Genomic DNA, 2,056 nt, shown 5'->3' with positions numbered 1-2,056 from the left:
AATGTTTAACTTAACCAGAATTGCCGAAAATAAAAACAACGATGATAATAATGGAAAATCGAACAAGAAAATGTATGTAATTCTTTTGGCTATTTTTCCAATAATCGGGATGATTTTATTTGGTGGAGATTTTTTAACATCCAGCAAAAAAGAAAAAATGCTAATTAGTTCGGCAAAATCAATCTTGGAAAAAAACGAAAAGAATACAGCAAAATTGGTCAACTATGAATTTACTGAAAAGTACTTGAATGAAACAAGTACTATTTTAGAAATCTATTCAGAAACAGATAAAAATTTTCCAAGTGTAAATTTACTAGTTAAAGATAGTAGTGCTGGTGCGTTAAATAATTAGTTTAATTATCAAAAATATTATATTGCTGTTCATTGATATTTTGATTGTTTTGAAAGTTACCCAATAATTCACCTACCGGTGTTTTATCAAAAGCAGATATACTTAAAATTTGCATAATCTGATATATTGACAACTCGCTTTCAACTACTTTTTTCACATATGCGACAATTAAATAGGTGCAAATAGCTGTCCAAATATGTATTTTGACTGCGTTTTGCGAATGTCCCCAAAGTTTTTTAATTACTAAATTTTGTTTTATCCATTTAAAAAATGTTTCTATTTGCCACCTGTTTTTATAAATATACGAGACTTCAAGAGCTGTTACGTCAAAATTATTTGTCATAAAAACAAGATAATTGTTTTTATCTGCATCGTAATACTCTATTAAGCGAAGTTTTTCGGGATATAACTTTTTCGATTTTGCAATAGTTAGTTCGATTATTTTATCAGCTCTTAAGCCTGTTGATTCATCAATATTAAAATTTTGTTCTATAATCGTGTATTTTAAACTCGATTTTGCCCTTGTAACAAAATAAGATTCAAAAGTATTAATACGATATAATGCCTTAAAATCAACATAGGCTTTATCCATTATATAAATGGCATCTGGCTCGGGAATAATTTGGTCAAGTACATTGCTATCGTGGTATTTACCATCTGTAACAAGAATATAACTTGGAATACTGCCCCGTAAATCAAGTAAAGTGTGCATCTTTACTGCTCCACGACTGTATTTCCCTTCAGCCCAAGTTAAGAGATTAATGCTACAGGAAATAGTCGTTGAATCTAATGCATACAGTTCATTATCAATTGATAAATTTGGTATTTCACTGCTTTTATAAAGAGGACGTACTAATTCAATTAGATGATTGCCAAAATCAGAAAAAATCTGCCAATCCCGTTTTTCGTTGGCTCGTGACAAAGTCGTATGACTAACATAATTTTTAATCCCTAAATGATACAACTTGTTATTATGAGCTTTAAGACACAAACAAATGTCGCGTAAAGAGTTGAGGTTAGTAAGTTGTCCAAAAAATAACTGAATAAATTGATTCCAACAATTAAGTTCTCGCACCCGATAATTACCATTGTATTTTTTAACTATTTTTTCAAACTCATATCTATTGACAAAATCTAATAATTGGGAGAAAATATATTTACCTGAATTCATAATTTTACACTTTTAAATGTAAAATCATAAACTTTCAAATCAAATCAAAAAATCAAAGAACGTCTATATCCTTATATAAATCAATACATTACAAACAAAAAAAGAAAATTAACGCACCAGTACTAATAGAAAATAATCGGTTCCGAAGTTCGCAACCTCGCCAAGCGCCGGAACGTTAGTGGCAACCCGTTGGGACAGTGCTAACTTGAAAAGTTTAACTATGGACAGACAACATAAAAACATAAAAACATAAAAACGATGAAAAATTTAATTTACATTTCGCTAATCGGACTCTTTCTCATTACAAGTTGTAAGAAAGACGACATCCTTACTAATGGTGCGACACTTCCATTTGAAAATAACAACATCAAAATAGAACTTGTAACAACTTCAGCACCTTTAAGCATTCGTGACATTTATTTCTTCAATGCTTCAACTGGATTAGCCGTTTCTTATGACTGTAAAACCTACAAGCCTACTACCCCTGGAATTACTTGGGATTTGAACTAACCCAACCCCCCTGTAAATCAACC

3 protein-coding genes are annotated in these 2,056 nt (G+C 30.6%); 2 read left to right on the top strand and 1 reads right to left on the bottom strand.

The annotated features are described in order from the left end of the window. A partial coding sequence (locus EKL98_RS17640) for a hypothetical protein (protein WP_199740720.1) occupies positions 1 to 352 on the top strand: 352 nt, incomplete at its 5' end. A gap of 1 nt (position 353) precedes the next feature. On the opposite strand, the gene EKL98_RS15390 is transcribed toward EKL98_RS17640, so the two are convergent. Further along, positions 354 to 1,523, bottom strand: a complete 1,170-nt coding sequence (locus tag EKL98_RS15390) for an IS4 family transposase (RefSeq protein ID WP_126563089.1) — start codon at positions 1,521 to 1,523, stop codon at positions 354 to 356. A gap of 258 nt (positions 1,524 to 1,781) precedes the next feature. Between EKL98_RS15390 and EKL98_RS15385 the strand changes: the two genes are divergently transcribed. Further along, positions 1,782 to 2,033 carry a hypothetical protein gene (locus tag EKL98_RS15385; protein ID WP_126563088.1) on the top strand — a complete coding sequence of 84 codons (252 nt, stop codon included), beginning with the start codon at positions 1,782 to 1,784 and terminating at the stop codon, positions 2,031 to 2,033. Positions 2,034 to 2,056: the final 23 nt, after the last annotated feature.

The organism is Flavobacterium bomense (assembly GCF_003970355.1).
This window is presented reverse-complemented; position numbering and strand designations above follow the sequence as displayed.